Source organism: Bradyrhizobium sp. 190 (genome assembly GCF_023073415.1).
Taxonomy (GTDB): Bacteria; Pseudomonadota; Alphaproteobacteria; order Rhizobiales; family Xanthobacteraceae; genus Bradyrhizobium.
The window spans coordinates 238,150-260,906 of the sequence record NZ_JADPJL010000065.1 but is presented as its reverse complement, the minus strand read 5'-3'; the positions used below and the strand labels follow the sequence as shown (position 1 = coordinate 260,906).

20 protein-coding genes and 2 tRNA genes are annotated in these 22,757 nt (G+C 62.7%); 7 read left to right on the top strand and 15 right to left on the bottom strand.

All coding sequences use genetic code 11. From position 1 onward, the window contains the following. Positions 1-141: 141 nt before the first annotated feature. The 3 genes from IVB22_RS33135 to IVB22_RS33125 form a co-directional block, all read right to left on the bottom strand. The gene (locus IVB22_RS33135; RefSeq protein ID WP_247521580.1) at positions 142-1,548 is read right to left on the bottom strand and encodes a TolC family outer membrane protein; all 1,407 of its coding nucleotides are present in this window, start codon (positions 1,546-1,548) and stop codon (positions 142-144) included. 246 nt (positions 1,549-1,794) lie between these two features. Next, entirely contained in the window at positions 1,795-2,460 is a 666-nt protein-coding gene (locus tag IVB22_RS33130) for a protein-L-isoaspartate O-methyltransferase (RefSeq protein ID WP_247521360.1), read from the bottom strand. Positions 2,461-2,593: 133 nt separating this feature from the next. After that, positions 2,594-2,776 (bottom strand): hypothetical protein, encoded by a 183-nt coding sequence (locus tag IVB22_RS33125; RefSeq protein WP_247521359.1) that lies wholly within the window; start codon positions 2,774-2,776, stop codon positions 2,594-2,596. 271 nt (positions 2,777-3,047) lie between these two features. On the opposite strand from IVB22_RS33125, the gene IVB22_RS33120 reads away from it, so the two are divergent. Both IVB22_RS33120 and IVB22_RS33115 read left to right on the top strand, forming a co-directional pair. After that, a tRNA-Asn gene (locus IVB22_RS33120) sits at positions 3,048-3,122 on the top strand. Between the two features lie 503 nt (positions 3,123-3,625). Next, positions 3,626-3,829 (top strand): PilZ domain-containing protein, encoded by a 204-nt coding sequence (locus IVB22_RS33115; protein WP_247521358.1) that lies wholly within the window; start codon positions 3,626-3,628, stop codon positions 3,827-3,829. An 826-nt stretch (positions 3,830-4,655) separates the two neighbouring features. On the opposite strand, the gene IVB22_RS33110 is transcribed toward IVB22_RS33115, so the two are convergent. Beyond that, on the bottom strand, positions 4,656-4,859 hold the full coding sequence (locus IVB22_RS33110; RefSeq protein ID WP_247521357.1) for a cold-shock protein: 204 nt from the start codon (positions 4,857-4,859) through the stop codon (positions 4,656-4,658). Positions 4,860-5,672: 813 nt separating this feature from the next. Here IVB22_RS33110 and IVB22_RS33105 point away from each other — a divergent pair. The 3 genes from IVB22_RS33105 to IVB22_RS33095 all read left to right on the top strand — a co-directional run bounded on the left by IVB22_RS33105 (position 5,673) and on the right by IVB22_RS33095 (position 7,888). Then, positions 5,673-5,864, top strand: a complete 192-nt coding sequence (locus IVB22_RS33105) for a hypothetical protein (protein WP_247521356.1) — start codon at positions 5,673-5,675, stop codon at positions 5,862-5,864. A gap of 533 nt (positions 5,865-6,397) precedes the next feature. Then, the gene (locus IVB22_RS33100) at positions 6,398-6,793 is read left to right on the top strand and encodes a hypothetical protein (RefSeq protein ID WP_247521355.1); all 396 of its coding nucleotides are present in this window, start codon (positions 6,398-6,400) and stop codon (positions 6,791-6,793) included. A 366-nt stretch (positions 6,794-7,159) separates the two neighbouring features. Further along, positions 7,160-7,888, top strand: coding sequence for a choice-of-anchor K domain-containing protein (locus IVB22_RS33095; protein ID WP_247521354.1), 729 nt, complete (start codon positions 7,160-7,162; stop codon positions 7,886-7,888). A gap of 70 nt (positions 7,889-7,958) precedes the next feature. Here IVB22_RS33095 and IVB22_RS33090 read toward each other — a convergent pair whose 3' ends face one another. Both IVB22_RS33090 and IVB22_RS33085 read right to left on the bottom strand, forming a co-directional pair. Further along, positions 7,959-8,444 carry a DUF1772 domain-containing protein gene (locus tag IVB22_RS33090; protein ID WP_247521353.1) on the bottom strand — a complete coding sequence of 162 codons (486 nt, stop codon included), beginning with the start codon at positions 8,442-8,444 and terminating at the stop codon, positions 7,959-7,961. Between the two features lie 2 nt (positions 8,445-8,446). After that, positions 8,447-9,268 (bottom strand): NmrA family NAD(P)-binding protein, encoded by an 822-nt coding sequence (locus IVB22_RS33085; protein ID WP_247521352.1) that lies wholly within the window; start codon positions 9,266-9,268, stop codon positions 8,447-8,449. Positions 9,269-9,369: 101 nt separating this feature from the next. Between IVB22_RS33085 and IVB22_RS33080 the strand changes: the two genes are divergently transcribed. Further along, positions 9,370-10,023: a TetR family transcriptional regulator gene (locus IVB22_RS33080; protein ID WP_256467488.1), complete on the top strand. Its 654-nt coding sequence runs from the start codon at positions 9,370-9,372 to the stop codon at positions 10,021-10,023. A gap of 15 nt (positions 10,024-10,038) precedes the next feature. Here IVB22_RS33080 and IVB22_RS33075 read toward each other — a convergent pair whose 3' ends face one another. Beyond that, a complete protein-coding gene (locus IVB22_RS33075; RefSeq protein WP_247521350.1) occupies positions 10,039-10,296 on the bottom strand; it encodes a hypothetical protein in 258 nt (85 codons plus the stop codon). Positions 10,297-10,548: 252 nt separating this feature from the next. Here IVB22_RS33075 and IVB22_RS33070 point away from each other — a divergent pair, with 252 nt between their 5' ends. After that, the gene (locus IVB22_RS33070) at positions 10,549-10,728 is read left to right on the top strand and encodes a hypothetical protein (RefSeq protein WP_247521349.1); all 180 of its coding nucleotides are present in this window, start codon (positions 10,549-10,551) and stop codon (positions 10,726-10,728) included. 58 nt (positions 10,729-10,786) lie between these two features. Here IVB22_RS33070 and IVB22_RS33065 read toward each other — a convergent pair. From IVB22_RS33065 to IVB22_RS33030, 8 genes are all read right to left on the bottom strand, one after another. Then, positions 10,787-10,860, bottom strand: a tRNA-Cys gene (locus IVB22_RS33065). 115 nt (positions 10,861-10,975) lie between these two features. Then, positions 10,976-11,821, bottom strand: coding sequence for a hypothetical protein (locus IVB22_RS33060; RefSeq protein WP_247521348.1), 846 nt, complete (start codon positions 11,819-11,821; stop codon positions 10,976-10,978). A 10-nt stretch (positions 11,822-11,831) separates the two neighbouring features. Next, positions 11,832-12,158, bottom strand: a complete 327-nt coding sequence (locus IVB22_RS33055) for a hypothetical protein (RefSeq protein WP_247521347.1) — start codon at positions 12,156-12,158, stop codon at positions 11,832-11,834. A 359-nt stretch (positions 12,159-12,517) separates the two neighbouring features. Then, on the bottom strand, positions 12,518-13,264 hold the full coding sequence (locus IVB22_RS33050) for a tRNA-uridine aminocarboxypropyltransferase (protein ID WP_247521346.1): 747 nt from the start codon (positions 13,262-13,264) through the stop codon (positions 12,518-12,520). 156 nt (positions 13,265-13,420) lie between these two features. Beyond that, on the bottom strand, positions 13,421-16,522 hold the full coding sequence (locus tag IVB22_RS33045; protein WP_247521345.1) for an efflux RND transporter permease subunit: 3,102 nt from the start codon (positions 16,520-16,522) through the stop codon (positions 13,421-13,423). Further along, positions 16,523-19,672: an efflux RND transporter permease subunit gene (locus IVB22_RS33040; protein ID WP_247521344.1), complete on the bottom strand. Its 3,150-nt coding sequence runs from the start codon at positions 19,670-19,672 to the stop codon at positions 16,523-16,525. Positions 19,673-19,720: 48 nt separating this feature from the next. Further along, a complete protein-coding gene (locus IVB22_RS33035) occupies positions 19,721-21,106 on the bottom strand; it encodes an efflux RND transporter periplasmic adaptor subunit (protein ID WP_247521343.1) in 1,386 nt (461 codons plus the stop codon). After that, positions 21,096-22,559, bottom strand: a complete 1,464-nt coding sequence (locus IVB22_RS33030) for an efflux transporter outer membrane subunit (protein ID WP_247521579.1) — start codon at positions 22,557-22,559, stop codon at positions 21,096-21,098. The genes IVB22_RS33035 and IVB22_RS33030 overlap by 11 nt, the downstream gene beginning before the upstream one ends. Between the last annotated feature and the right edge of the window lie 198 nt (positions 22,560-22,757).

Genomic DNA, 22,757 nt, shown 5'->3' with positions numbered 1-22,757 from the left:
ATGCACAGACGCAGGCCACGAATCGCTCAGCTCGCCACAGAAACGGTACGTCATGGCCACAATTGATTGCAAGCAAAGCGCCCGGCGCTTCAGGCGCCGGGCGACGATTTCATCCCGCCTGTGCGGAAATTGACTCGGAGATCAGCGGCCGTCGGGTGTGCGAACGCCAGCCCAGCTATCGCGCACCTGATGATAGTGCACGCTCGGATCGTAGACCGTGGTGGGCAGGTTGAGCACCTGCGGCGACAGACGTCCGATCTGGTTCAGCACAGAGTATGACGCCACCACGCGATCATGCTGCGCGGTGACGAGCGCAACGCGCGCATTCACCAGCGCCTGCTGGGCATTCAGCACGTCGAGCGTGGTGCGCTGTCCGGCCTTGGCTTCCTCGCGCACGCCGTTGAGCGCGATTTCCGACGCCTGCACCTGCGATTGCGCTGATTGCACCTGCGCCTTGCCGGCAACGAGCTGCCCCCAAGCCGTGACCACGTTGGCGCGGGTCTGATCCCGGGTCTGATCGAGCACGAGGCGCTGCTGCGCCGCCGTCTCCTTGGACTGGCGGATCAGCGAGTATTCAGCGCCGCCCTGATAGATTGGAACGTTGAGCTGCGCGACCGCGGACGCGCCGAACGAGCGGTACTGGATCAGGCTCTGCTCATAGGACTGTTGCACGGAGGCCTGCAGCGTGACCACCGGCAACAGCGCGCCTTCGGCCACCTTGACCTGGAGGTAGCTGACGTCGATGCCGAACATCGCTGCGGTGACGTTCGGATTTTGTAACAGGCCGAGCTCGACGGCGGCCGGCAGTGTCGCCGGCAGGAAGCGGTCGACCGGTGAGCCCGGCGCCAGGTTTTGCGGCTCGTTGCCGATGATGCGGCGGAAATTCGAGCGCGTCGTGTTGAGGTTGGCTTCTGCGGTGAGGAGCTGCGTTTTGCCGGCGGCGAGCTGGGCTTCCGACTGCGCAACGTCGGTGCGCGTGACTTCTCCGACATTGAAGCGGTCGCGCGTCTGCTTCAGCGTCTGCTCGAGCACGCGCACGTTGCTCTTCTGCACCTCGACGATCGCGGAATCGCGCAGGTAGTCCATGTAGATCGTGGCGCCGCTGAGCAGCACGGTCGATTCGAGCGACCGCAGGGCTTCGCGCGCGCCGGAAACCTGGCTCTCCGCGGCTCTGGTCCTGTTCGCGGTCTGCTGGCCGTTGAAGAGCGTCTGCGTAATGGTCGCGCCGACGCTGCGCGGCGGATTGGCGCCGTTAATAACGGTTCTCGCGACTTCGTTGGGGCCGCCGCCCTGCGTGCTCAGCGAGTCCGTATATTGGTAGCCCGCACTCGCCGTGACCGAGACCCTCGGGCGATAGCCCGACAGCGCCTGCGGCACGTTCTCGTCGGTGATGCGCACCTGCGCGCGCTGCGCATTGAGCTGCGGATTGTTCTGATAGGCGCGTACCAGCGCTGCCTCAATCGTGTCGGCCAAGACGGGCGTCGAGCCCATGCACACTAATAGAAGGACCGAAGCCGCAGCTCCGGCAAATTCCTTCACCCCACGCATCCCAAGCAATCCAATCATTTTTGGTCGCCGGCCGATGACCATGGTCGCACACGATCATTAACCGAACGTCGCTTCACTTGAAGTGAGTCCCGGCTCACCTTATTCCGCACGTAGCCTGGACGGAACACCCCCGCAAGCAAACGCCGTCGAAACTCTTCACGTGGGGCAATCCGGCCACACTTCTGATTTCGAAGAGGATTTAGCTGACTACGGAGGGCGATTATTGGGCGTGGAAGGGGCGAAACGCTAGAAAACGAAGGCGGGAACGAGTTCCATGCCGGGCAGCACCGGGGCAGCGGCATCGAACAGCGTCCGGTGACCGAAATCGCCATGCGAAGCGGTCACGATGGTGGCCCGCGCCGGTCGCGACGTCGCAAAAACGCCCACCAACCGGCCACCGCTGCGCAATTGCCCGTAGAGCTGCTCCGGCACGACCTCGGTTGCGCCGTCCAGCACGATGACATCATACGGCGCGCTTGCCGGGTCTCCATCGGCCGGCGCCGCGGCGCGGACCGTCACATTTCCACAGCCATTGCTGGCCAAAATCGCCTGCGCCTTCGCCGCCAGCGCCGAATCGCTCTCCGTCGCGGTCACCTGGGCGGCGAATCGGGCGATCACGGCGGCGGCGTATCCGGTGGCACAGCCCACCACCAAGACGCGGTCCGTCGCCTTGATGTCAGCCGCCTGCAGCATCTTCGCCAGCACCACCGGCTTGATCAGGAACCGCTTGGCCGCGCCGCCTTCGCTGACGTCGAGATCGAGATCCAGATAGGCCAGAGCCTGCTTGTTTTCGGGAACGAAGGCCTCGCGCGGCACCGCCAGCATGGCATCGAGAATTCGGATATCGGTCACGTCACTCGGACGCACCTGACCATCGACCATTTTCTGGCGCGCGGTCGCAAAACCGGACATAGGCTAAGACCCTGAGAGCATGCGGCGTGGCCGCCGGAAGAGCTGAAACCGGGGTCATCTTTGGTACAAGCGTCGGCAAAACGCAACATGCGGGCGCCTGTTGCCGAACCGTCGCGAGAGGCCGGGAAGCCGCCTACTCGATCGTCACGGCGAGCCGGGCGATCAGCCGCGCGACCTCATTCAGATGTTCGGTATCATGCTCTTCTTCAATGGCTCGCGCGAGCCGAAGCAGGCATTCGTCGTCACTCATGGCGGGAATGTCGCTTGGGACGATCGAAGGCACCGCGCGGATCAGGTCGGTCGCAATGGCTGGCATCGAATCAGCTCCTGTGAAACCCCGACATCACGGAGCCTTTTGGGCGATTGAGTCGAATTGGCGGCCCGATCCATCACACCTGTGTGTGACGGATTGGACAGGCCGGGTTCCAGCTACTGTTGCCCCGGGGGTCGAAAACCACGACAAATCGTTGTAGCGCAGCGGCTTTCCGGCCCAGCTTCACCTAAGCGCACAGCTGGTGATTTGGTCCTTTGCAAGCCCGAAAGGCTTTGTTATACGCTCCCCGCTCGCGAACCTTTGTTTCGCCTGTTCCTCGGTAGCTCAGCGGTAGAGCATTCGACTGTTAATCGAATGGTCGCTGGTTCGAATCCAGCCCGGGGAGCCAAATCACATCAATCACTTAGCGAAAAATTCGAGCGGCCAAGTCGGCCGCGGATTTGGTGCCTGCACAGAATCCTGCAGACGTTCGCGGGGCGTGTCATGGACAGCCGACACAATCGGCCTTGTCGTTCTGCTCGTCGTGCCCAGAAAATCACCCTCAAGGAAATGCGGGAGTCCGGCCCTACCCGGCTCATCGTCTACTGCGGTGATTACAAGTGTGCGCATTCCGTTTTGATCGACGCTGAACCGTGGGGCGACGACGTTCGCCTATCTGATCTGGAGCCAAGGTTCATCTGTCAGGTTTGCGGCCATCGGGGCGCCGATATCAGGCCGTTCTTCGATGGACGACGACGGGCCTCTTGTAATCAAAGCGTCACAAATCTGCGTCAGGTTTAGCTAGCCGGCATTTAAGCAGCCGACCGGGGAAATACCAACGCCGCCGAGCGATCATATTCCGTTCGAATTGGGATAACGCCGCGAGGTGATGCCTAGTTGGAATGAAGCGATTTGAAGTCAGGAAGCATCGAGTTCAACGGGCGCACGATCGCCTGTCTCATTCGTAAGCAGTCCGACACTGGGGCGTCGCTGGAGGTGGCCAGCCCGCTGGGCATCCCGGCGCAATTTACCCTGCTGATCGGTGCTGACCGGTTGAGGCACGGGTGCACGGTGATATGGCGAACGGAACGCTTGATCGGCGTCAAGTTCCATTAGACTAGGCGTATATGTCGAAGGGATTACCCCGCCAAAGTTCCGGGTATGACAATGAGGGCCGGCCCGGCTCTAATCTTCCCCGATAGTGTAGACCCTGCGCTCGGATAGGGCGCGCAAGGGGACGGCTCCGGCACGCGCACTCCCAGCCTCCGCGCCGGGGCCGTTTCGGCCTTGATAGCCGCACCGGCGCATGGGGAATGACGGCCTCTCGCACCGCTGGGACGGTCCTCCCGTAAGACTACGGCGCCGCAAGGCGCCGTAAGGCTTGTTTACCACTTCCGAAACCCATGCTCCGTATCTTACTCCTTGGGGCCCGCCATGGAGCTATTTCGAGCTGAGAAGATTGCCACTGTTCACGACCAATCAAACCATGACTGCCGTTTCTGCGGAGGAAAACTCACTCTCGTCCGGACGATCATGGAATCTGAAAGCGGAATTGTGATTCATATATTTGAATGCCCGCAGTGCGGAGATCGCACCTGGACCGACTAAAGCAAGAAGTTCTGCTCTTGTTTTTGAAGGCTCGCTTTGCCCTGGCCCACCCGGTTTGAAGATCCCGTCCCGCTACCGCGGCCGGAAGCTCGTGACCCGCCGGCAAGGCCGAACCCAAGTGTTCCAGAATTAACCCGCAACGCGGACATCAAGCTTAACACGCGAGTTTCGTTGCGGCCGATCTAAACAGGCATAACGTGGCTGCAAGTCACGCAGATTGGCCAGTCCCAAGTTTGGCCCGCGTACTGCGCGATCAGGGGTCGCTTCGAGCCCTCGGGGCGGCCCGCCCCCAATACAAAAGAAGCCCGCCAGCGTGGAACCGGCGGGCATGAGCTCACCCGACCCTTAGATTTTCCGCGGACGTTTTGCCCCGGTTGCTCACTTCTTCATAGCTCACCTTGGCACCCTCATTGAGGCTGCCCAGACCGGCTTTCTCAACCGCTGAAATGTGCACGAAAACATCCTTGCCGCCGCTGTCCGGCTGGATAAACCCGTACCCTTTGGTTGCATTAAACCACTTCACTGTCCCTATCGCCACTTCAGTATCTCCCGCGAATGAAAAGGTGGGATTTCAAACACGCGCGATTCGTCGGCCAAGCTCGTGGCAGCTTGGTGGCAAAAAGCCGTCGCTATGACGATTTAGCGACGGCTACTTGCCGTAGGCGTTAAGAGATCATTACCGTCTTACAGCGGATTTAGGATGTTCCTAAAAATCGGGACGCTATCGGCTGCCGGCTCGCAGCGCCTCGCGAAAACCTCGCATCCTGACCTCGGCGACTGCGGCCACCATTGCTGGCCGTCGCTACTGCCAGCTATCGAGCGGATAGCAGCTCCCAAATCGCCAAACCGCAGAGGGCAACAAACCAAAAGAGCGAAAGCCAAAAAAGTGCGTCGTCGCGGTCCATCGTCGGTGCTGCTAGTTGATGCTGGTTTCAAAGCGGAAATGACACCGAGATCGCCGTACAGTAGGAAGCGAACAACCCGGCAAGCGAAAGCCAGATAAGCGCGTCGTCTCGGGTCATAGTCCGGGTCGGCCAGATGGTGTTGCAATGGCTACGCGCGCCTCGGCGGCGTTGGTGTGTTACCCGACCCATCGGATTGAGGCTTGTGATCGCGCGCCAATGATTTGTGTTTTCGCGCCACAGCGCCCGCGCGCGGGCGATCACCGGCAAGACAAAACGGCTGCGCCAGGAGGTACTGTTCACCAGCTAAAAAGACAGCCTGTCCAGCAGCGTCACCTGTGCTTATTTCCGCCCGCGTACCGCCCAATCTTCCCCAGCATTTCGACGTCAATCTGCCTAGGCGGCGGCCGACGATGGGGCGCTGGGGCCGCTGGGAGGGAGTTTGGGGAATGCCAAATTCGCAAGAACACAGCCATCTGCGGCGGCAGGCGATCGTGATTGTCTCACAGCTACCCGACAATACTGCCGAGGCTTTGACGGTCCTTGATTATGCCCGCCATCTGGTGACGGAGTTCCTGGAAGAGCCGGCAGCCGGCACCTCCGCCCAGTTGAGGCAAAATTCCGCAGCCGGATCGCATTGACCGCAGCCGCAAGCGCCGGGTCAGCGTTAATTGCGCGCATGGCCAAGGGCAGTGCCTCCTAACGATCGGTGCTATCGTCGCGCCATGCTTGACCCGAAACAGCGCCGCCATTTCACGTCCCTGCCGAGCCGTTCAAGGTCGTGATCGGCGTGCAAAGCTGGATTGCCGAACTCGATTGCCTCGGCTGAACGCCGGAAGCGAACCGGGCCGCCCTGGCGGGCAAGCCTCTCACCCGAGTTAATTGATCGGCCGCTCGGCCTCGACGTTTGTGGGCCTTGCCTGGCCGCTATCGCAGCGGCCTGCAGCATTCTCCTTTTGTCGAACCGTATTCCTCCGGCGTTGGAAAATTCAAATACCTAGTGCATGTGTTCGTAGCGCATTGCACTTCTGGTTTTGTCAGGTAGCGTTTATGAGTGGTTGTCGTGAACAGGCTTTGCTTCAAAGCGTCGAGGAAATCACCCAGTTGATTGCTGAACTTCACGATCTTCGGATGCGGGTTCGGCGGGCCGAGGTGACAGCGCTTGCTAGGCGGCATGTCGCTGGATGCGACCAGCAAGCGTTGGCGGTTGCTCTGGATTGGCAGAGGTTCCATTAGGATCGGCAGGTTTGGTGCCGGGTTGCCGTCGGGTTTCATACCGTTTGGTATAAAAACACGCGGAAATTTTCTGCCGCCGCTCGGACCGCGAAGGCGGGAAAATTCGGAACCGCCCCCTGTCAAGGCGAACCAAGCTCTTTCAAAAAACGCAATCCTCCATCGGAGGCTTGGCACGCAATTGTTCAAGCCGCCGGAATTTCCGCTCAAGCCGCTCTTGCCGGGGCGTGCCTTCCTTTCCCAACTCCGCGAGCGCGAGGCGGACGCCATACCGAACAGTATCGGGCGGAACTTTCGGAAAACGATCGTCAACGAGATCGTCGATAACGTCGTCTAGCCTGGTCACGGCGCGAGCGTACTCCTCGAGCAATACGTCACGGACGCCCTTGCCGAATATCTTTCCTGATGCAGCCCGCAGACCAGCATCGACCGTCTCCCTGCAGCCGCTGGACGTCCGCAATTCGCAAGCTGTCGCGCCTGCGCGCACGAAACGGCGCCGGCCGGTGTTCTGGCCCGTGGCCATCGGACTTTGAAAAGCCGCCCGTTCAGCGGGACCCGCTTCCTTCCAGGCGAACATCATTCACCATACAACCGGGGGATTGATATTTAATTATGAGAATTTAAATAAACTCCCTTGACTGGGTATATTGCACCTGAAAGGGTGCCATTATAATAAATCGTTAATAAACCGGGGTGTCCCGCCATGGGCAAGGTATTTAAAATTCTAACCGCAGGGTTGCTCGCCGGTCTCGTGCATTCACCGGCAAATGCAGCGCTCGTGAGCTTCACTGGCAACGGCAATTTTTCCGACGTCGCGAATTGCAACGGCGGTAACCCCGCCTGCTCCATTAGCGATGACGGCAACGTGCTCAGAATGTCTGGCGCGACGAATAACAACAAGCCGAGCACGCTGACCATCACGGACATCATCGGTACCGATGTCTCGACCAACAAGAACGACTACCTCATCGGCAAGATCACCTGGGTGAACCTCGCCACCTACAACACCGACCAGAACTTCAACGTCAAATACACTTTCACGCTGAACTTCACTGAGCCGAGCAACTCGTCTGATTTTCAAGTGTTCGACCTGAACATCCAGCAGACGACCAACCCGTCGCCTGACAACGTGTTCAACATCAGCCAGTCATTGCTCAAAAACCTCGGTCCATTCACGCTCGACGGCGTTACAGTTAAAGACATTCACTTCGTTGAATATGGCGATGGATGGTACGACAAATACAGCGGCAAATGGACGAACCCAGAGGGTGGCACGTCGACGCTCAAGATAGTGGCAGACTTCAAGGTCGGACCCGCAATCCCCCCCGTACCGGAACCGTCGACCTGGGCGATGATGATCCTCGGCTTCGCCGGCGTCGGCTTCATGGCCTATCGCCGCAAGCGGAGTGGGAAAGCTCTTACGGCTGCCTGATCTCGCACGCTGCCCCCCGCAAAAGCCGCCCCGGTTCGGGCGGCTTTTGTTTTGTCGCATCTCTGGCGCCCTAACTTGCCGCAATCGCCGCAATAAACAGCGCGCAGGCCACCGTGGATGAAACCGTCCGCACGTGGTTCCACACCGTCCAGTCCGTCAGATAGCGCGCCCATAGCGAGGCGGCCTCCTGGCTTGCGGGATCGGCCGCGGCCAGCGCATTATTCAGGGGCACGTTGAAGATCATGGTGACGACGAACATGCCGAGCACATAGAGGACGCCGCCCGCCACCATCGCCGTCGCGCCCGCCTCGCTCCATCGAAAAACTCCGATCACCGCCAGCGCTGCGCTCGCAGCCGTCGTTCCCAGGAAGATCGGCATGAACAGCGACTGCACGATCGAAACGTTGATCGCATTCATCGCCGCGATGCCCGCCGCCTGCCCGATGCGGCCAAGCGCCGTCATGATGAAGGCCGAAAACGCGAAATAGAGACCGGCTAGCAGGCCGCATCCGACAGCGGAAAACCAAAGCAGGCCGACAATCAACATCTGCAGCATGATCATGCCCTCCAGACACCGGTCGCAGCGGTTCGGCGGGCGTAATCGGCAAAGTCCCGCGCGGGCCGGCCGAGCGCCTGTTCGACACCGTGCGCGACATCGGAATTGCGCCCGTCGAGCACGACGGTGAACAACTCGAGCAGAAGCGCGATGTACTCCTCAGGCACATGGGGCCGCATGCCGTCGGCAAATTCTTCCGAACCGATTTGCCGATAGTGGATCGGCCGCCCCGCAGCGCGGCCGATCTCGGCCACCGCCTGCGCAAAAGTCAGCGCGCGCGGCCCCGTCACCTCATAGAGCTTGCCGACATGGCGCCGGTTCGTCAGCGCGGCGACGACGACCTCGGCGATGTCATCGGCGTCGATGAACGGTTCGGGTACGGCTCCGGCCGGCAAGGCGATCTCACCGGCCAGCACGCCGTCGAGCAGATAGCCCTCGGAGAAATTCTGGTCGAACCAGCTTGCGCGCACGATGGTCCAGGGAACGCCGGATTGCTGCAACGCCGCCTCCGCCCGTTGCGCACCCGGCTCGCCGCGGCCCGACAGCAATACGACGCGCTCGAGCCCGTTCTCACGCGCCAACCGGCTCACCTCGGCGATCGCATCGCTGGCGCCTTCGACCGCAAGGTCCGGCTGGTAGGTGACGTAGGCCATCGAGACGCCGGCAAGTGCGGACGGCCATGTCTCGGGACGGGTCCAGTCGAACGGCGTGGGCGTCGAACGCGACACCGGCCGCGTCGGGACGCCGCTCGCCCTCAGCAGCGCGTTGACGCGCGCGCCGGTCTTGCCCGCGCCGCCGATGATCAGGATCGGAAGTTCTGACATGGATCATCCTCTTCGGGTGCAATACGAGAACATCTCGTATTTGCTAAACCCGATAAACTCTCGTATTAGTAACGTCAAGTCGCTTTTATGTGAGAGGACCGATGCCGAGGGGAAAAGCCGGACAGAAAACCGCCGCAGCCGCCGCTTCGGGACTGGCGCGACTCGTCCCGACCCAGCAGCGCAGCCGCGAGCGGTTCGAGAAAATTCTCAGCAGCGCGGCCGAGCTGATGGCTGAAAAAGGCAGCGAAGCCTTCCGCATGAGCGACGTCGTCGACCGCAGCGGCGTGCCGTTCGGTTCGCTCTACCAATACTTTCCGGACAAGACCGCGATTATCGGCACGCTGGCGGAACGCTACAACGCGGTTGGGCGCGACTGCGTCCGGCGCGACCTCGCCGCGGTCAAGACGACCCGGGATCTGCATCCGGCGTTGTGTCGCATTACCGACAGCTACTACCGGATGTTCATGGACGTGCCGGTCATGCGCGACATCTGGCAAGCGACGCAGGCCGACCGGCCGTTGCAAAAACTCGACGAGGAGGACGGCGCCTATCTCGCCGGGCTGCTCGGCGACGCGCTGCGGCGTATCGCACCCGACGCGCCCACCACCGCCCTCGCCTCGTTTTCCCAACTGATCATGACGCTGATCGCCGCGACCGTCCGCCACGCGATCACGCAGGACGCGAAGGAAGCGGCCCGCATTCTCACTCTGTTCAAGCGGATGCTGCCGAAGAATCTGGCCGCGCTGGAGATGTAAGGAAGCGGTCGGTTCTTACTGCCCGAACACCGCCGCGCAGGCCGGGCTCAGGCTCCCCTTCTGCCGGCGCAGGCATGTGGTAATCGCTCGGGCGTTCGGGATCTCGCCGGCGCACAGGCGGTAGACGTCGGGCGTGCAGGCCCGGCGCTGTTCGGGGGTGCCTTGCTGAGCGCCGGCCGTGCCGCTCGCCATCAGTGTGAGCAGAAAGCCGAGCGTCGAAGCCCGGCGGGAACGACGGAGAAGTGCCGCACTTCGCGCAAACCTTGCCTTCATGACCGCGTCTCCCTGGATCATACCCACCTTGACAAGGCGGGCGTCATCCAGCCGAATACGCGAACTAATTTTTGTAAAATGTGATTTTTCTCACACGGCGCCCCGCGAGCGCGGGGTTACTAACTGCGCGGGAACTCAACACTTTAGTAACCAGCTTTGCCGCGGTCGCCGAATCGTTAAAATTCGAGCAATCCGCTCAATCTGGAAACAAAATCCTTTTGCGACCATCGCCTCTGGAACCCGGAGAGCGCGATGAGCGAAGTTGAATACGATTTGCTGCTGGAAGCCGTGCAGACGGCCATTGCGCCAACCCCGGAGGATAATTTCGTGGTCCAGACCCAGCGCTCTTATCCGTCGCCGCGTGCTGCCAACGACAACCGGGGCCCTTGGCCGCTGGTTCCGTTTCCCGAGGGCTGGTACGCCGCCTGCTGACCGCGGATAGCTTACTGCGGCCTGTCATATAATCGGCCTAAGCCATTGATTGTATGGATGGAGGCCACGACCAGAATTGAACTGGTGTACACGGTTTTGCAGACCGTTGCGTAACCACTCCGCCACGTGGCCCCATCGGGCGCACTCATATACGCCCCGCCCCCGATAGGCAACCAAGCAGCGCCGGTCCTGCGTCGCACTGGTTAGCAAACTGAAACAGTCCAGATCTTCCGCCCGGCCCCGCACTTCAGTCGGCGGACGTATTGCCGAGACGGTTGTTCCGAAGGCCCAGCTTGGCAGTCCTTGCCCGAATGCCCCCGACCGTCCGCTTCATTTCGAGCGCGATGGTCCTCGGCGGCTTGCCGCTTCCAATCAACGATCGCAGCAGGGCATCGTCTTCTGCTGTCCATTCAGCGCCGTTCAGTTGAAAGCGGTCTTCGCGGCTCGCTTCCCTGGTTGGCGGAGCAAACCTCATCCAGCCCAGCGTCTCATGGAAAATGACAACGAAGGCGATCCAGAGAACGATGGCGCGCCCCTCGGACAAGGCGGCGGATTTGATATGTCCCGCGCTGAACATAGCCGGCAGTGAGCCGCCCAGAGCGGGCCAGATGTCTCCTGCGATCGAATTGACGACATACACGTACAGCGACACGAACGGGCCGGAGGCGATGGCACCGATAGCCGCAATCAGCCAAAGCGGCAGTTTGCCCCCGCCCCTCTGGCTCACCAATTGGGTGACCAGGCCGGTCAGCCACCAGGGGACAATGGCGAGCGAGAGGACATAGGCCGTCGCGCCGGCAGCTCCCATGATGGCCATATAGGGTCCGAGAATGGCCGAAAGCATCGCCAGCACGATCGGAACGCCGCAGAAGAAAACCAGATCGATCAAAGCCTGTTTCGACAGGCGCAAATGCGCAACCAATCCCATCTCGTTGCTCCGCCTGCATCCGACGCACCCCTCATAGTGCGAGCGAAAGAATGGAGCAACCATCGCGGCTTGCGCTATCTGGACCGCGGCCTTTCCCGGTGCGTCTAGAATACCCAGCTGATGGCCGCGACGACGAACGGCGCGGCCATCAGCAGAACCGGCCATAGCCGGAACATCAGGCGGCGAGACTACTGCCCGCGGCAATTTTCTTTTTGAGCATCTCGCAGACGCTGCGGACTTCGGATGTCATCAGGGAACAATCCTCGATCTGCAAGAAGTAGCGCTTGCCTTCCTCGCGATAATTTGCCGCCAATTCCTTGATCTCGGTCACCATGGCGTGAACGCCGGCAACCATCGCCTCGCATTTCTTGGCGGCCTCGGCCAGTTCGGCACCGAGTGCTTCAATCTCTTTCACCGCCGCGTCGTATTCGCGGACCACGGCTTCGGCTGAGAGCTTGCCGACTTGATTGACGCCTTCCTTGTGCTCGACGTAATCGGGCATCGGGCCCCTCGGCAACGGATGATCGTGGCTCTCGGACAGTCCCCGGATGACGGGCCCTCGCCGAGTTCTCTGGATAATGTCACCGATCTCTCCTTCGAGTTCATCAGCGTTGAGTAAGGGAGAACGCGTCAGAATTTCTGTGCTTAAAGTCATCGACTAAGCTCCAAATTGTTACGCGGAGGATGAGGAATTTATCACCGTCAAGAGCGGTGTCACCATTGTCCACAGACGTTTCCGGGCAAACTAGGATTACCTATGCCCTGATGCATGCATTGGAACCCCGCGGGTAACGGTGCAACATTGGACACGCAGCGAGATGCGTGCACCACGTTGACACCCTCTGATTGAAAAATCGGAAGTCAGGCTCGCTTGCGACGACGATAGTCCCGCTTTTTCGGCTTGGGCGCGAGCTCGGGCAACTCGGCTTGCACTTCCCGATACCGCGCCAGCATTCGATCGAAGCTGGCGTTGAGCGCCTCCGCAATCTCGGGCCGCTTTTCGAGCCCCGCCAGCAGCAGGGCAGCGGCCTCGATGGTGGAGAGGCCGTCACGGCGCGGCTCCTTGCGGAGCTTGCCGTAGCGTGACGGCCGCTTGGGTCCGAGGACCACCCGCTGGCACTTCAGCATCCACGCGTTGCGCCACCACAGCGCCTTGGCCTGGCTCCAGGTTCCGTCGAGCAGCACGATGCCTTCGATGTCGGAGAGGATGGCGCGCTGGTGCGGCTCGACCTCGCCCTTGCGGTTGATCGCGACGATCTCGGCATCGGTATCGAGATCGGCGACCTTGGCCGAGCCAAGATAAAGCACCGCCCAGCGCGAGGGATCGTGCACGGTTCGTCCCAGCGCCTTGGAGAGGCTTGGCCAGGACAGGCCGATTTTGACGACCGCATCCTTGAAATGCATCGCCGTCAGCCGCGCGGTGCCGAGCGCCCTGTCCTGCTCCTGCGGGTGCTGCAGGATCAGGAGCGAGGTCCTGCTTTCGATCGGCGTGACGCTGTCGCAGATGCAGAGCGGCAGCGGTTTGCCGCAATGCGGACAGTCCGGGACCACCTCCACGGCGGCTCCGGGCTTGGGGACGCCGAACTTGGGATTGGCTTGTTCTGACATCCGCCCGCTATACGCTTCGTGGCCAGTAATTCAACTAGAGCCCGGTTCTGATTGAATCAGAACGGGGCTCTAGTCTTTTGTTTTGACGCGTTTTCTTCACGCGAACCGGAGTCCACCCCGGATCAAGTCCGGGGCAGGCTTTCGCTCGAAAATGCTCTATTCGGCGGGCGCGGCGACTGCGGCCGGCCGGGATCGCTGCCGCAGCCGGTCGATCAGGAGGTAGATCACCGGCGTCGTGTACAGCGTCAGGATCTGCGAAACGAGCAATCCGCCGATGATGGTGATGCCGAGCGGCCGGCGCAGCTCGGTGCCGGGGCCGGTGGCAATGACCAGCGGAATGCCGGCAAACAAGGCCGCCATCGTCGTCATCAGGATCGGCCGGAAGCGGGCGCGGCACGCCTCGAAGATCGCGTCCGCCGACGACAGGCCGCGATTGCGCTCGGCATCGAGCGCGAAATCGACCATCATGATGCCGTTCTTCTTGACGATGCCGATCAACAGGATGATGCCGACAAAGGCGATCACCGTCAGCGGCGTGTTGGTCAGCTGCAGCGCCAGCAGCGCGCCGAGGCCTGCGGACGGCAAGGTCGAGATGATCGTGATCGGGTGCGCCAGGCTCTCATAGAGCACGCCGAGCACGATATACATCGCGACCAGCGCACCCAGGATCAGCAGCGGCTGCCGCCCGCTGGTCTTGTTGAAATCGCCGGCATTGCCATCAAAACTGCCGCGGATGCCTTCCGGCATGTGCAGTTCCTCGACGGCGCGCTGGATGTTTGTGGTTGCGACCTCCAGCGGCACGTCGGGCAGCAGATTGAACGAGACCGTCGTCGAGGGAAACGATTGCGAGTGATACACCGCGAGCGGCGACAGGCCGCGCTGGTAGCGCACCACGGCCGATAGCGGCACCTGGGCGTCATTGGCGCCAGCCACGAAGATGCGCTCCAGATTTGAGGGATCGCTCTGGAATTTCGGGTCTATTTCAAGCACCACCATGTACTGGTTGCGCTGGGTATAGATGATCGAGATCTGTCGTTGCGCGAATGCGTTGTTCAGGGCGTTGTCGATATCCTGGACGCGAACGCCGAGGCTCGAGGCGGTCTTGCGGTCGATCACCAGCGACAATTGCAGCCCGCCAGGGTCGCGGTCGCTGGAAATGTCGGTGATGCCCTCCACCGTCTCCATGCGCTTGGCGACCAGCGGCGCCCATTTCTGCAACAGGTCGAGGTCGGTGCTCGACAGCGTATATTGATAGTCGGAATCGCTTTGCCGGCCGCCGGTACGGATGTCCTGTGCCGCGAACATGAACAGGCGGATGCCGGCCACCCGGTAGAGACTTCTGCGCAGACGATCGATCACTTGCGCCGTCGACATGCCTGCCCGCTCCTCGGGCGGCTTCAGGCTAATGAACATGGTGCCGCGGTTGGAGCCGCCGCCCGGACCGCCGCTGCCGCCGAGAGACGAGCCGATGCTGGCGACTGCCGGATCGGCCATGACGATGTCGGCCAGTTGCTGCTGCAGCCCGAGCATCGCCTGGAACGAGGTGTCGGGGGATGCCCGCGTGGAGCCGATCACAAAGCCGCTGTCGTCGGTCGGGAAGTAACCCTTCGGCGTCTTGATATAGAGCACCACCGTCAGCGCGATGGTCGCAAAGAACACGACCAACGTCAGGAACGGGAAGCCCAGCACTACCCGCAGCGTCCAGGTATAGAAAGAAACGATGCGCGACAGCGTGCCCTCGACCAGGCGGTCGAACCAGGTCGCACGGTCCGACGTCGCCTCCTTGATGTAGTGCGCGCAGATCATCGGCGTGACCGTGAGCGAGACCACGGTCGACACCACGATGGCAAAGGTCAGCGTCAGCGAGAACTCGCGCAACAGCCGGCCGACGATCCCGTCCATGAAGATCAGCGGCGTGAACGCGGCGATCAAGGACAGGCTGATCGACAGCACGGTAAAGCCGATCTGCTTGGCACCCTCGAGCGCCGCCGGATACGGCGCCATGCCCTGCTCGAGGTTGCGGTACATGTTCTCGATCATGACGATGGCGTCGTCGACCACGAATCCGACAGAGATCGCCAGCGCCATCAGCGACAGATTGTCGATCGAGAATCCCGCGAGCCACATGCCGGCGCAGGTGCCGGCCAGCGCCAGCGGCACCGAGACGCCGGCCGCAATGGTCGGCGTCACCCGCCGCAGGAACGCGAACACCACCACCATCACCAGGAACGCCGTCGCCAGCAGCGTGAACTGCATGTCGAGCACGCTGGCGCGGATGGTGCCGGTGCGGTCGACGAGCGTCGAAATCTCCACCCCGGCGGGCAGCCACTCTTTCAGTTCCGGCAGCAGCGCCCGGACCCGGTCGACAGTGTCGATCACGTTGGCGTCGCCCTGCTTGGTGATCTGGATCAGCACCGCCGGCTGCTTGTTGAACCAGGCGATCGAGCGGCTGTTGCGGACGGAATCTTCGACGTCGGCGACGTCGGCCAGGCGAACGAAATTGCCGGCCGAGCTCTTGATGATGATGTCGCGGAATTCGGCCGCGGTGCGCATCTGCTTGTTGGTCGAAATCGTCTCGCTCTGGCGGCCGCCGTTGAAGATCCCGACCGGCCCCAGTGGATTGGCGTTGATGATCGCGAGCCGCACGTCGTCGGTGGCGATATCAGCATTCGACAGCGCCACGGGGTTGAGCGCGATACGCACCGCCGGCTGGTCGGCGCCAGAAACAGTGACTTCGCCGACGCCCGGCACCTGCGAGATACGCTGCGCGATCACGGTATCCGCGACGTCGTACATCGCGCTGGTCGTCAGGGTTTTTGAGGTCAGCGCCAGCACGAACACCGGCGATGCCGCGGGATTGGACTTGCGGAACCTCGGCAGCGACGGCAGGTCGGTCGGCAGATCGGCCAGCGACGCGTTGATCGCGGCCTGCACGTCGCGCGCGGCGCGGTCGATGTCGCGGCCGATGGAGAATTGAAGCTGGATGCTGGTGGTGCCGAGCGAACTGGTCGAGGTGATCTGGTCGATGCCGGCGATCTGACCGAGCCGCCGCTCCAAGGGGGCTGCCACGGTGGCCGCCATCACGGAAGGGTCCGCGCCCGGCCGCGTCGCCGAGACCCGGATCATCGGAAACTCGACGTTGGGTACCGACGAGACCGGCAGGAAGACATAGGCGACGATGCCGACCAGAAAGAGCCCGATCGCCAGCAACGTGGTGCCCACCGGCCGGCGAATGAAGGGCTCCGAGATCGATGCCATCTACTGCATCCCCTCGGTCGCGCCGGCGACCGTCGGCCCGGGGGGCCCTGGATCCGGCACTGCCTTCTCGATTTTGCGATTGAGCCGGTCAAGCGCCAGATAGATCACCGGCGTCGTGTAGAGCGTCAGCACCTGGCTCAGCAGCAGGCCGCCGATGATGGAAATGCCGAGCGGAAAGCGTAGCTCGGCGCCGGTGCCGCTTTCGATCGCCAGCGGCAGCGCACCGAACAACGCCGCCAGCGTCGTCATCATGATCGGGCGGAACCGCAACAGGCAGGCTTGCACGATGGCTTCATGAGGCGACATGCCCTGATGCCGCTCCGCCTCCAGCGCGAAATCGATCATCATGATCGCGTTCTTCTTGACGATGCCCATCAACAGGATGATGCCGATCAGGCCGATCACAGACAGGTCCTGCCCGAACAGCATCAGCGCCAGAATGGCGCCGACGCCTGCAGACGGCAGCGTCGAGAGAATGGTGATCGGGTGGATGTAGCTCTCGTAGAGCACGCCGAGCACGATGTAGATGGTGACGATCGCCGCCAGAATGAGCCAAGGCTGGCCGGCCAGCGATTTCGAGAACTCGGCCGCATCGCCTGCGTAGACACCGACGATACTGCCGGGCATGCCGATGCTGGTCTCGATCTTCTTGACCGCCGCGACGGCATCGCCCAGCGCCTCGCCGGGCGCGAGGTTGAAACTGAGCGACACCGCCGGAAACTGCGCGAGATGCGAGATCGCCAGCGGCGCGGTGGTGCGGGTCAACGTCGCCACCGCCGACAGCGGCACCTGGGCGCCGGGGGCGCCTGCGGTCGTACTCGCGGCCCCCGGGAGATAGAGCTTTGACAGGATCGACGGATCGCGCTGGTACATCGGCATCGCCTCCAGCACCACGCGATACTGGTTGGCCTGGCCGTAGATCGTCGAAATCTGCCGCTGCGCGAAGGCGTCGTTGAGGGTGTCGTTGACCGCCTGCAGGCTGACGCCGAGCTGGCCCGCGCGTTGACGATCGATGTTGAGTGCGGCGCGCAAGCCGCCTTCCTGCGCTTCTGACGAGACGTCGCGGAACAGCGGATCCCGGCGCATTTCGGCAACCAGCTTCTGCGACCACAGCGCCACCTGCGCCGCATCGGTGCCGGTCAGCGTATACTGGTACTGCGAACGGCTCGACTGGGTCGAGATCTGCACGTCCTGCACCGGCTGGAAATAGATGGTCATCCCGGGGATCGATGCGGTGCGTTGCTTCAGCCGGTCGACCACGACGGAAATGTCGTCTTGCCGTTCGCCGCGCGGCCGCAGCGTCATCACCAGACGCCCGACATTGGTGGTCGGATTGACTGATCCGGCCCCGATCACGGAGACCACGCCGACCACGTCAGGATCGGCCTGGATCGCGGCCGCCGCCGTCGCCTGCCGGCTTTGCATCTCGGCAAAGGAAACATCGGGCCCGGCCTCGGTCACCGCCGTGATCGACGCGGTGTCCTGCAGCGGCAGAAAGCCTTTCGGCGCGATCACATACAAGACAAGCGTCGCGGCGATGGTCGCGAACGTCACCACCAGCGTCGCGCGCTGGCGCTGCAGCACCCATAACAGCGTACGGTGGTAGAACGCGACCATGCGGTCGATGAAGCGGCTGACCGCGGCAAGCCCCGGGACCGTCATCTCCTCGCCGACATGTTTCAACAGCCGCGAACACATCATCGGCGTCAGCGTCAGCGATACGATCGCCGAGGTCACAACCGCGATCGTCAGCGTGAGCGCGAATTCTCGGAACATGCGCCCGACCAGTCCGGACATGAACAGCAGCGGGATGAAGACCGCGATCAGCGACACGGTGAGCGAAATCACGGTGAAGCCGATTTCGCTGGCGCCCTTTAGCGACGCCTCCATCACGGATTCGCCGTTCTCCATGTGGCGGACGATGTTCTCGATCATCACGATGGCATCGTCGACCACGAATCCGGTGCCGATCGTCAGCGCCATCAGCGACAGATTGTCGAGACTGAAGCCGGCGAAATACATGATGCCGAAGCTCGTGATCAGCGACAGCGGCAGCGCCACGCCCGCGATCAGGGTCGCGCGCAGCGACCGCAGGAACAGCAGCACCACCAGCGTGACCAGCACCACCGAAAGGATCAGCGTGAACTGCACGTCGTGGACGGAAGCGCGAATGGTGACGGTGCGGTCGGAGACGATGGTCAGGTTGACGCCCGCCGGAATCGCGCGCTGCACCTTGGGAATTTCCGCACGGATCTGCCGGACCACCTCGATCACGTTGGCGCCGGGTTGCCGCTGGATGTCGATGATTACGGCCGGCGTGCCCTGATACCAGCCGCCGGTGCGATCGTTCTCCAGCCCATCGATGATGATGGCGACGTCGCCGATCGTGACGGGCGAGCCGTTGCGGTAGGCGATGATGATCGGCTTGTAGGCCTCCGCCGCCGCGATCTGGTCATTGGCGGCGATGGTGTAGGCTTGGTGCGCGCCGTCGAGCGATCCCTTCGGCCCGGAGACGTTGGCGCCCGCGATGGCGTTGCGCAGATCCTCCATCGAGATGCCGTAGGCGGCGAGCCGCGCCAGATCGGCCTGCACCCGTACCGCGGGCTTGAGCCCGCCGAGTATTGCAACACGCCCGACGCCGGAAATCTGGCTGAGCCGCTGGCCGAGGATGGTGTCGGCAATATCGCTCATGGCGCGCAGCGAAATCGTGTCCGACGTCAACGCCAGCGTCAGGACCGGCGCGTCCGCCGGGTTCACCTTGGCGTAGGTCGGCGGATACGGCAGGTTTTTCGGCAGGATTCCCGCGGCGGCGTTGATCGCGGCCTGCACGTCCTGGGTGGCGCCGTCGATGTCACGGTTGAGGTCGAACTGCAGCGAAATCTGGCTGACGCCGAACGAGGAGGTCGACTGCATCGACGACAGCGACGGAATCTGTCCGAGCTGGCGTTCCAGCGGCGCCGTGATCAGTGACGCGATCACGTCGGGGCTGGCGCCCGGCAGCTGCGTCGTCACCTGCACGGTCGGAAAATCGACCTGCGGCAGCGCCGATACCGGCAGCGCCCAATAGCCGAGCGCGCCGCCAATCATCAGCGCGATCCCCAATAGCGAGGTCGCGATCGGCCGGCGGATGAACGGTTCGGAGACGCTCATGGTTGCGTCCTCACTTGCGAATTCATTTATGGGCGTGCGGCGCGTCGATCATGGCTGCGATTTCGCAGCGCCGCCCGATGGCTCGGCCGGTGCCGGGCCGGTTTGTCCCTTCTGATCGCCCTCGCCGCGCTCGCGCTTGCCGCGGTGCTCGCCATCCTTGCCCTGACCACCCTTGGCATCTCCCTTGGCGTCAGGGCTGCGGCTGCGCTTGCGCGGCGCGAGATCGGCGGTCGGCGCCCGGTCGTCGGTGCCGATCAGGACCCTGGCACCGTCGGATAGGTTGGCAAAGCCTGTCGTCACGACACGGTCGGAGGTGGAAAGGCCGCTCGCGATGACGGCATCGCTTTCGTTCTGCTGCGTCACCACGACCGGCTTGGCGGTCGCGACATTGTCGGGGCCGATCACATAGCTGAACGTGCCGGCCGGGCCGCGCTGCACGGCCGACGTCGGCACCACGATCGCCTTCTCCAGCGTTTCGACCTTCAACCGCACATTGACGAACTGTCCGGGCCAGAGCTGGAACTTGGCGTTCGGAAATTCGGCCTTCAGCTTCAGTGTGCCCGTGGTCGGATCGACCTGGTTGTCGATGCCCTTGAGCGTACCTGTATCGACGACCGTCACGCCGTCATTGCCGAACACGTCCACCGCCAGCACACCCTTGCCGGCGGCGGCGTTGACCCGCACGATCTGCTGCTGCGGCAGGCTGAATTGCACCGCGATCGGCTGCAACTGGGTGATGATCACAAGACCCGTTACATCAGCCGCGCGGATGATGTTGCCTTGGTCGACCTGGCGCAGGCCGGCGCGCCCCGACAACGGCGCGATGATCTTGGTATAGCCGAGGGTCGCCTTTGCGTTGTCGATCGCAGCCTGGTCGGCATTTACCAGCGCCTCCTGCTGGGCCACCACCGCGCGCTGCGTATCGGCCTGCTGCTTGGAGCCGGCGTTCGATGCCGCAAGCTGCTGATAGCGCGCCAGATCAAGCTTCTGGTTGGCAAGCAGGGCTTCATCCTGCGCCTTCTTCGCCACCGCCTGGTCATACTGCGCCTGATAGATTACGGGATCGATCTCGCCGAGCACGTCGTCCTTCTTGACGTCCTGGCCCTCGACGAAATTCACCTTGATCAGTTTGCCGTCGACCTGGGCGCGCACCGTCACCGTGTTCAGCGCGCGGACCGAGCCCACCGCATCGAGATAAACAGGGACATCCTGCGTGCGCGGCACAGCCGCCAGCACCGGCACCGGGAGGTCGGGGCGTGCGCCGGGCCCGCCACGGCCGGTCTGCTTCTGCTGAAAGGCGTTCCAGCCGAGATAGCCGAGCCCGCCGAGGATCAGCAGCGTGATCGTTAGCGACACCATCCGCCGGCCAATGCCACGCGCGACGCGCTTGCCCGCCGTCTTCGCGTCGTCCTTTAGTTCCGGCTTAAAGAGCATTGACCGGCCTCTCCATCCTGGGCTCCCAGCCGCCCCCCAGCGCCTGATAGAGGCTGACGATCGCAAGCAGCCGTGCCAGTTGAGCCTGCCACAGCAAATCTTCAGCCTGGAATAATGTCTGCTGCGTATTTAGCACAGTTACGATATCGGCGGTTCCGGCCCGCAGCTGCTGTTCGGACAATTCGAAGGCCCGCCGCGATGCCGCCACCACCTCGCGCTGCAGCCGCAGCCTCTCCGTGGTCTGTCGGATCGACATCAGGGCATTGTCGACATCGGCAAAGGATTGCACCACCGTCTTGCGATAGGTCTGCAGCAGTTCGTCCTGCCGCGCCTTGGTGAACTCGAAATTGCCGAGGATCCGGCCGCCGTCGAAGATCGGCTGGGTCAGGCTGCCGACCATGCTGAAGAACGCGGCGTGCGGCTGAAACAGCGACGTCAACGCCGAGCTCTGATAGCCGCCCTGCCCGGTCAGTTGAATGCTCGGAAAGAACTGCGCGCGGGCGTTGCCGACATTGGCGGTCGCCGAGGCAAGCTGGGCTTCCTGGCGGCGGATATCGGGACGCTGCGTCAGCAGTTCCGATGGCAGGCCGGGCGTGACGCGCGGCGAAGCGATCTGGTTGAGCGAACCGCCGGTCACGCGCACCGCTTCCGGCGGTCGCGACACCAGCGTTGCCAGCGCGTTGATGTTCTGGTCGAGCGTCTGGCGCAGCGGCGGCACCAGCGCGCGCTGGTTGGCGACCACGCTTTCCTGCTGCGCGACGTCGAGGTCGGTGCCGGTGCCGGCTCTGAGACGTTCCTTGATGGCATTGAGGATGCGCTCGGCGCTGGCGATGTTTCGCTGCGCGGTGCGGATCCGGTCCTGCGCCGCCAGTACCTGGAAATAGGCGTTGGCAACCGTCGTCAGCGTGGTCAGCGCGACGACGTCGCGATCGAAGCGGTTGGCGACCGCGGTCTCTTCCGCGGCTTGCGCGGCGTCGCGGTTCTTGCCCCAGAAGTCCAGCTCGTAGCTGGCGCTCAGCGAGGCCGAATAGTTGACCACCTCACGGCCGCCAATGCTCAAGCCGCTGGCGCTGGAGCCCGAGGTGCGGGAATAGGCTTCCTGACCGGTGCCGCTGAGGCTCGGCAACAGCGCCGCGCCGGCGATTCGCGCCTGCGCATCGGCCTGCTTGAACCGCGCGGTGGCGGCGGCAATATCCAGATTGACGGTCTGTGCCTCCTCCATCAGCCCCGTTAGCTCCCGCGAACGAAAGCCGCGCCACCAGTCGAGCGTTGGCGGCGCATCCGCTGCCTTCGAAGGCCGCGCCGCCGCCTTGTAACCTTCGGGTATGTCGAGCGCAGGATCGGGAAGATCCTTGGTCAGGATGCAGCCCGCCGAGCTGGCGACGAGGCCAAGCACCGCAAGGGATCGCGCCAGCCGCCTGCCAGCGGGAACCAGAGCAAGCCAGCCATCTATCGCAGCAGTTGCAGTTCGCTGGGTCACACCCGTTCTCCACCGGGCAAATCCCGGCTCGGCGCACGACGAGCGCTACTCCTGATGGCCTGCGTAACGTTCACGGGGTGATGCTTCCGTTGGATCCGAAACACCATACTACCCTTGCGACTGGGGCGCGGACAGCCCCGCGCGGCCCTTCACCGATCGTTGGTTTGGACA

Excerpts from the sequence above, each read along its gene's own strand:
- IVB22_RS33125 (WP_247521359.1), bottom strand. The coding sequence starts at position 2,776 with ATGCCAGCCATTGCGACCGACCTGATCCGCGCGGTGCCTTCGATCGTC.
- IVB22_RS33035 (WP_247521343.1), bottom strand. The coding sequence starts at position 21,106 with ATGCTCTTTAAGCCGGAACTAAAGGACGACGCGAAGACGGCGGGCAAG.
- IVB22_RS33045 (WP_247521345.1), bottom strand. The coding sequence starts at position 16,522 with ATGGCATCGATCTCGGAGCCCTTCATTCGCCGGCCGGTGGGCACCACG.
- IVB22_RS33105 (WP_247521356.1), top strand. The coding sequence starts at position 5,673 with ATGCCAAATTCGCAAGAACACAGCCATCTGCGGCGGCAGGCGATCGTG.
- IVB22_RS33135 (WP_247521580.1), bottom strand. The coding sequence starts at position 1,548 with ATGCGTGGGGTGAAGGAATTTGCCGGAGCTGCGGCTTCGGTCCTTCTA.
- IVB22_RS33090 (WP_247521353.1), bottom strand. The coding sequence starts at position 8,444 with ATGCTGCAGATGTTGATTGTCGGCCTGCTTTGGTTTTCCGCTGTCGGA.
- IVB22_RS33095 (WP_247521354.1), top strand. The coding sequence starts at position 7,160 with ATGGGCAAGGTATTTAAAATTCTAACCGCAGGGTTGCTCGCCGGTCTC.
- IVB22_RS33100 (WP_247521355.1), top strand. The coding sequence starts at position 6,398 with ATGTCGCTGGATGCGACCAGCAAGCGTTGGCGGTTGCTCTGGATTGGC.
- IVB22_RS33040 (WP_247521344.1), bottom strand. The coding sequence starts at position 19,672 with ATGAGCGTCTCCGAACCGTTCATCCGCCGGCCGATCGCGACCTCGCTA.
- IVB22_RS33080 (WP_256467488.1), top strand. The coding sequence starts at position 9,370 with ATGCCGAGGGGAAAAGCCGGACAGAAAACCGCCGCAGCCGCCGCTTCG.
- IVB22_RS33050 (WP_247521346.1), bottom strand. The coding sequence starts at position 13,264 with ATGTCAGAACAAGCCAATCCCAAGTTCGGCGTCCCCAAGCCCGGAGCC.
- IVB22_RS33085 (WP_247521352.1), bottom strand. The coding sequence starts at position 9,268 with ATGTCAGAACTTCCGATCCTGATCATCGGCGGCGCGGGCAAGACCGGC.
- IVB22_RS33130 (WP_247521360.1), bottom strand. The coding sequence starts at position 2,460 with ATGTCCGGTTTTGCGACCGCGCGCCAGAAAATGGTCGATGGTCAGGTG.
- IVB22_RS33070 (WP_247521349.1), top strand. The coding sequence starts at position 10,549 with ATGAGCGAAGTTGAATACGATTTGCTGCTGGAAGCCGTGCAGACGGCC.
- IVB22_RS33055 (WP_247521347.1), bottom strand. The coding sequence starts at position 12,158 with ATGCCCGATTACGTCGAGCACAAGGAAGGCGTCAATCAAGTCGGCAAG.
- IVB22_RS33060 (WP_247521348.1), bottom strand. The coding sequence starts at position 11,821 with ATGGCCGGTTCTGCTGATGGCCGCGCCGTTCGTCGTCGCGGCCATCAG.
- IVB22_RS33075 (WP_247521350.1), bottom strand. The coding sequence starts at position 10,296 with ATGAAGGCAAGGTTTGCGCGAAGTGCGGCACTTCTCCGTCGTTCCCGC.